The sequence below is a fragment of the Parashewanella hymeniacidonis genome (assembly GCF_016900895.1).
GTDB classification, from domain to species: Bacteria; Pseudomonadota; Gammaproteobacteria; order Enterobacterales; family Shewanellaceae; genus Parashewanella; species Parashewanella hymeniacidonis.
In genome coordinates, this window is the sequence record NZ_JAFEUN010000156.1 from 1 (window position 1) to 7,021 (window position 7,021).

At 38.6% G+C, this 7,021-nt stretch carries 5 protein-coding genes; 2 read left to right on the forward strand and 3 right to left on the reverse strand.

Annotation, left to right across the window (positions count from 1 at the left end):
• From JQC92_RS20175 to JQC92_RS20185, 3 genes are all read right to left on the reverse strand, one after another.
• Nucleotides 1-180 (reverse strand): DUF6444 domain-containing protein (locus JQC92_RS20175; RefSeq protein WP_239480658.1); only part of this gene is annotated, 180 nt, incomplete at its 3' end.
• Between the two features lie 171 nt (nt 181-351).
• Complete coding sequence (gene mtnC / locus JQC92_RS20180; protein WP_205001326.1) at nt 352-1,029, reverse strand: acireductone synthase; 678 nt, start codon at nt 1,027-1,029, stop codon at nt 352-354.
• 110 nt (nt 1,030-1,139) lie between these two features.
• A complete protein-coding gene (locus tag JQC92_RS20185) occupies nt 1,140-2,306 on the reverse strand; it encodes a tetratricopeptide repeat protein (RefSeq protein ID WP_205001327.1) in 1,167 nt (388 codons plus the stop codon).
• A 376-nt stretch (nt 2,307-2,682) separates the two neighbouring features.
• On the opposite strand from JQC92_RS20185, the gene JQC92_RS20190 reads away from it, so the two are divergent.
• On the forward strand, nt 2,683-5,991 hold the full coding sequence (locus JQC92_RS20190; RefSeq protein WP_205001328.1) for a methyl-accepting chemotaxis domain-containing protein: 3,309 nt from the start codon (nt 2,683-2,685) through the stop codon (nt 5,989-5,991).
• A 639-nt stretch (nt 5,992-6,630) separates the two neighbouring features.
• Nucleotides 6,631-6,921 carry a hypothetical protein gene (locus JQC92_RS20195; RefSeq protein ID WP_205001329.1) on the forward strand — a complete coding sequence of 97 codons (291 nt, stop codon included), beginning with the start codon at nt 6,631-6,633 and terminating at the stop codon, nt 6,919-6,921.
• Nucleotides 6,922-7,021: the final 100 nt, after the last annotated feature.

The window sequence follows — 7,021 nt, forward strand, 5'->3', positions numbered from 1 at the left end:
TCTATCGGCCTTAGCTTCAGGTGTATCTGATGACGGCGATTTTGATGAATTCTGAGAAGACTGCTTTAACCTATCTTCGTATTCCCGAAGTTTTTGCCATAACTCTTGAATCAGCAAATTAGCGTCTGTCAAATTGGCAGGTTGTGGAGCATCTTTCTCGAAGCATTTTTTCTTTTTCATGTGTACATAAAAACACCATAAAAAGATCGTTCAAGTAACATTTTCGATCAATCGACATGTGTCACAAAAAATCAAGAGTGGCTTGGTGAATGGTTACGAGTTAGATACCCATAAGCCGAATCAATGAGTAATTCACCAATTCGGCTTGAAATACGTTAAACCATGCAGAGACTAAAGCGAAAGCTCACTAAAACTTTCAATCGTTTTATAATTAGCTTCAGTTTGCTCAGATAATCGCTTCATATAAATCACATTCAGGCCTGCATTATCGGCAGCCTTAAGTTCTTCTAATCTATCAGACACAAACAGCACCTGCTTAGGACTTAAGCTGATGGTATTTAAAATATTCAAATACGCCTGCTTATAAGTTTTGTTACCCGTGCGCGTATCGAAATGGCCACTGAATAACGGCGTTAAATCACCACCGTCACTGTGACTGAAGAGTAACTTTTGAGCATCAACGGAACCAGAAGAAAAGCTGTAAATACGAATTCCGTGTTGTTTATATTGGCTTATGGCGTCGATAAAGTCAGGGTAAATATGTCCTGTAAACGCATTTTCAGCATAGCCTTGTTTCCAGATCAAGCCCTGTAATGTTTTTAATGGGGTTGCCTTACGATCTTCTGAAATCCAGTGCTTCAATATCCCAACCACTCGATCGAGATCGGCATCAGGTTCAAGTGCCATTTCTTTCACATCTGAGATGCAATTATCGACAAGTACATTGTCTTGATTGACCGTTAAAAAGTCGGCTAATTTGTCTGAAGAGTATGGAAAGAGTACATCTTCAATAAATGACAAATCGGTAGTTGTGCCTGCGGTATCAACGACGATAGCTCGAATTCCCATAAAACTTCACTCCACAATAAGACAAAAGGTCGATCAATAAAGTGATCCTAAATTGAAACGCAAACTTTGACCAGTAAATTAATGTCAAATAAACAAAAGTTTGTTTTAAATCAGTACCGGTTACTCAATTGATAAAGTTTGTATTTATATCTTTGCTTTTCATCGGGCTCATGCGCCCAGTATAACGCTTGCTGAAGCATCGCTTTGGCTTCTTTGTTACGATTGTTTTCAAGATAGATTTGATATAAGCCTAAGTATGCAGGCTGTAGGTAGGGTGCAATATCTAACGCTTTTTTATAATAACGAGTGGCTCTTTTAGATTGGTTATCGTGCTGGGCAGTATAAGCTTGCTCGAGCCATGCATATGGGTTTGGGTCATCAAGTTTATCGAGTTTTGCTTGTTGAATATTAATGTCTTGTAAGCGATGTTGTGACTTTAACAGTATGAGGTAATTTGAAAGCAAACGTACGTTGTTTTCATCGTAAAACAGGCCGTATTGATAAAGTGAATCAGCGGTTTGGTGATCGCCTTTTTGTTTGTGTAATACAGCCAAAATATTGATCGCACCTGAATATTGGTCATCATATTCAAGTGCCTTCATTGAATAGTGAAAAGCATCATCCACATGGCCGTCAACGATTTTCTGAGCTGCGAGATTAACGTAATATTTTGCAACGAAGGTTTTTTCCTCAAGCAGTTTGCCAGGGTAATTATTGGCTGAAGGAAAGTAATCCACAATGACCATGGGCCTTAAAAAAGTAAAAAAACCCTCTTCTTTTTCATAGGTCGGATCAAATAATCGGGTTTGTACGTGGGACGACACTAACAAATAACCATTCTGTTTATCAAAGATAGGTTGGCTGTTCACCTTTTTATAATCGTATTCGAGTTTGACTAATTTGGCATAGGCAGAAGTGATCATTGCAAGGCTCATACAATTGCCCTGAGCTTTTAATATCGCAGTAGAAGCGTCAAATGTCTCACCATAATAAGTAAAGTCGGTGAACTGAGCCTGCATGTAATTTGCTAATGCTTGGTGTGGTTTTACGTTTTGCTCGAGTTGACGATGATAGTAATTTAAGAAATGACGTTTTTGCACATCAGTAAGCTGGAATAGTGACAAAGCAGATGGGATCTCAATCGATGCAGGTGCAAACAAGGCGTAATTAATATGAAGTGGAGGGCTATGTTTTATTGATTGCTCAGTATGAGAACGTTGAGCGCAGCCGCCTAAAAGCAAAGTGAAAGTGATCAAAAAATTAAAACAAATTTTCATTATATTACTCATCCTTGGTGTAAATCCCGCTTCTGATACTAACCAATATTTCTCGACATTAAAATAGAGTAATAATCTCGGTAAGTTACCCATCTGAAATTTTGTTATTTTTTCTGAAGGCTGAATATGAAATAAATGACCGAGAATTAATTCGTCTTATTATTTAAAACACAAGATTAAAACTTGTTTATATAAGCTATTACTTAAATGAAATCTCCTAAATACTACCAGTCATTATTTCCTTTAAAAGGAAATGGTTCTTAAGGTGCTGCAGTAAATTTGTATTGTACGCTTTATTCCACTTATCTAACTTCTCACGCATTTTCGTGAACAGGAATAAAATGTTAGATCTCACGCTCTTTTTTAAGGGGGAGATATGTCGATCGGATTAACGAACGTGAGTCATGGACACCAAGATGGTTCCACAGAAAGATTAGATCCAAAAGCAGAATTACTTTCAGAATTGAACACCATTAAATCAGGAAATAAGGATAACTCAGATAACGAGAATAGAATCAATCTGTTCTTTCTGGAACATTCGGGCCTTGACTTTTCAGAATCCGTTGATGGAAAAAATGTTTTTTTACAAGCGGCGGGCAAAAAAAGTAAAGAAGCTATTTTATGGCTTTCGACACAAAGTATAACGAAAGATGTAACGGTAAAGGATAGCCATCAAAGCAGTTTTCTACATTATTTAGCCAAAAACAGTCCAGGCCCTGGAGACAGCATCAACAAGGGCTCTCCATTTCATCCCGATAATGCTCAAGAAATTGATGCTGCTTTAGTCGACTTGATTAATCAAGGCCTGCCGCTCCTCGATAAAAATACCCATGACCAGTTGCCATTTATTTTTTTGTTGGAAAAGTGCTGTGATCAGTTTCCTGAAGCAAGAGCATTAGCGCTCAGCAAAGTGGCTGAGCAACTTGAAGAGCAAGGTGATGATCTTTTAGCTCTTAAACATCGAAAAGCACCTGTTCTTGAGCATCTGACCTCTACAGAATTCTCAGATAAATATTCTCCAGAAGCCTTTGCTGATCTAGCACGTGCAGGGAAGAAGACAGATTTACTCTCATTGGCCGTTGTAAAAGCCCTTGATCAACTTCCTACTCCAGAGCTTAGAAAAGAGTATCAACAAGCAAAGTTAAAAGCCGATATAAAAGGGATCAGAACATCAAGTGAACTGAGTAAAGCAGCATTTAGAGCTGGGAAGGTTGGTGGCATGTCGTATCATGCTATGAGTAAAGAAATAAGAAAGTCATCTGTTGTGACAACACACTTGCCAAAGCTAGCAACACAGAAACAATCACAACCGAACACGACAAAGCCGCTACAACATGAACTCGAAAGTCATGGAAGTGAACGCAAATGCAGTATTGTAGAGCTACCGGGTGAGCAGTGGAGTGAAGTCGATAAATTTCTTTCTAAACAATACATTACTAAAAAAACACGTCAACTGGCCCACTCTCTTCAAAGAAGGGGCTATAAATGGTTCCATATCCCCATTAAAGAAGAAGAGCGAGGCTTAGTTAGGCATCAGCAAGCGATGGCCATGAATCGGCCTGCTTATGCTCAGGGAGATGGTGCACACAGACATGAGTTCAGTCCTATACTTGTTGCTGAGCAGCAAGCGCCTCGACGACATAAAGAAAAGGTATTTGAAGAGCTACCGCTCGATAAATCAGATAGTCCCAAAGTTTCATCGCAGCAGTCGCTTTGTAAGAAAAACACAGAAACCGATAAAAACAGAAATGACTTTAAGCGCCGACAAAGTTTAAAGCGGGGATTAGTCACTCAGATGCGTGCAGAGTCGCAATCTATTTCATCCTCAGGAACGACATTAAGTTTTAGAGATGAGTTAGAGAAGAGGAGGCAGTCTTCTCTGGATAATCACATCGTGGCGGCATTCATTCCTGGTTCAAATGTATTTTCAACCTCAGCTGCAAGTGACAGTGACTCGGTGTATCTGTCACCAACACTACCTGAAACATCGCCATCATATAATTGGGACTCAAGACGAAGAAGCTCATTGTTAAATAGCGGCAATGAATCAACGACGCCATCTTACATCAATATGCCGCTACTGATGAGAGAAGACAATACCTTAGATCATGATGAAACCGCCCTTCTTCCAATGATTAAAGAAGATGAAGAACCGATTCCAGAGGTTCAGGTAAACCATATTGCAGAGGCGATAGCGCTGACGGCGGCGGTCCCTTTAGGTATTGGTAGTAAGAACGAAGAGGCGATGAAAACCTTACTACTTCCCGCCTTAGTTGATGATGAAGTAAAGCAGTACGATGAACTCGAACAAAATGACTTGAAACAGTTGAAAGAAATACAAGGGATTGCTGGAGAGATTAATAAAGCCGTTAAAAAATGTGTAGCAGAAAATCAAAAGTCTTCAGCACCTACGGGAGAGACGTTAGACAGACTGAATGGAGTAAATGATGCTTTTGAACCCGTTATGGAAGAAGCGCCTGCCAGTATAAGAGCCATTGTTGGATTGACTTCACTGGTTCAGCAAGTAAAAGATCTCCACGGTGTGGTTAAAGAAATTGAAGAATTAGAAAAAGGGACGACTAAAGTAGACGATATTATCACAGCGGGCTTAGGGCTTGCTGAAGGTACATTAGGTGCCATTGATACTACCGCAGGTTTATTTTCTGAACTCGTTAAAAATGAAAGTGCGTTAAAAGAAGGGTTGGAAGTTGCAGGTAATGCAATGGGGGCGATAGCGGATATCACTGGAGCCTTTAGTGAGCTTTATAAGCTCTTCAAAGACATAAAAGATTCAGATCTTACCGATGCAGAAGCAACCAAAGAAACCAGCGGCGCTGATCAGGCGAAAGAGTATTTAAGTGAAGGTTTAAAATACGGTAGGAGTATCGCTAAAATTGCAAGAAAAGTGGCCAAAGCCGCCAATGCGATCATAGAGGAGAGTGGCGGAAAGGCCGTGTCAGGTGTCGTACCTGGGCTCGGTATTGCCGTGCACACTCTCGCCATTGCTGAGCAATTAATGCATGTATCAAAAGACATTCAAAATTACTCAAAAATGGCCGAGATTAAGCTTCGTTTGAAAGAACAATTTATTGGAGATGGAGAGTTAGAGAGCATTATTGATCGCGATGCTTTTGAAACTAATGTCGCAGAAGCAAAACGAATTGCTTACGATTCAGAGAATGATTCAAGCATCAGCCAGGATGCCAAAGATGAAGCGAAAAGATACCTTGCGGTTCGTTATCTCAAAAATGTGTGTGAGAAGCGATTACATCGAGCTGGCATAAAAACGTTTGTTGAATTTGCGCGTCTTGCAAGTGCAATTTCAGGCGCTACGGTTGTCGGAGTTGAAGCTTTCGTTGGCTTGAAAGCCGCTGGAGAGAGCATTAATCTCGCTGCTTATGTGGTTAGAAAAGTAAAACAACAAAGACATGATTTCCTTGAAGATGATAAAAGTAGGCCGCATAAAGCCGATGAAAGAGCCCTGCATATTAAAACACTTGTGGGTATGCTCGGGATGATAAATGAGGAAAACCCGCCAGAGATGATTCGTGCACAATTAAATGAAATGAAAGTGATGTTTAAGACTGCAGGATTGAAGCTTGAGGAGTTTACTGATCCTAAATTATCAGCGCAGGACAGAATTAAAAAACTAGATAGCGCATTAAAGAAAAGAAACTACTTTTAGCTAAATAAGTTTAAGGATTAAGCAGGTTAATAAGCCTGTTTTTTTATAAGCCAAATTTTATGTGCTTACTTAAAAATTTATTTAGGCCTACTTTCAGAATTTAAAGAACCGAGATAAGCAATTCGTGAGCTGAATCGTATACCGTGGATCTTTGTGTTGATCGTCAAAGCGTTCACTGGAGAGTTAATAGCTTTTTTATAAAAAAAACAGGTTCATTTTACTATTATTTTAGTGAGTTAGATCATATAAAACGACTAAAATTAGTGAATGCTAATAACTTTGATTTTGGCTGATATTTTTAAAGAAGTGTGATCAAGCATTTATTTTTTTATATCTAAATAAATATGAATTAGGTTAAAAATAAATATTAACTAAACATTAATTTTTAACCTATAACATCTTCATTAAAATACTATTTTAATAGTAAAGTTAATAAGGTTGAAACAAATTAATAGATTTATTTTTATTAATATTTATTGCTAATGATAATTTGTTGAAAACTTTTGTATTAACTAAGTATATAAATTACTTATATTATTTAAAGTAATAAATCAGATTAATTTACATATCATAAATTGCTAATGACCCTAGACAGGCGTAATAAATACATCAACACAACTTCATATTTTAGAGGTTACTATGAGTGTTGATATTCTTAGCACACAAAATCATGAGTTAATGGGTTTTGATACCGCTGAAAAAAAAACGGCGGATAATTTAGAGTGGTTGACGCTTACAGTGCAAAAAGGAGGAGACTCGTCATTATCGGCATTAGGACTTACGCTCGATGATGCTATTGAAGCACTTAAATTAGAGTATGCCTCTGTGGGAAGGCAACACACTGATCCCATTTATATCCAAGCATCAAATGCAGGGCATGATCAGCTGGCGGCTGAACTCCTAGAAGCCTGTCTCTTGATCAGATCTTAGTGCATTTCTCCGTCAGCTAGCATTTCTTTCGCCATCCTATATCCAACGACATAAGATTGAAGGGTATCCCAACCTTCCCAAATCGTTTCCCAACCTGCTA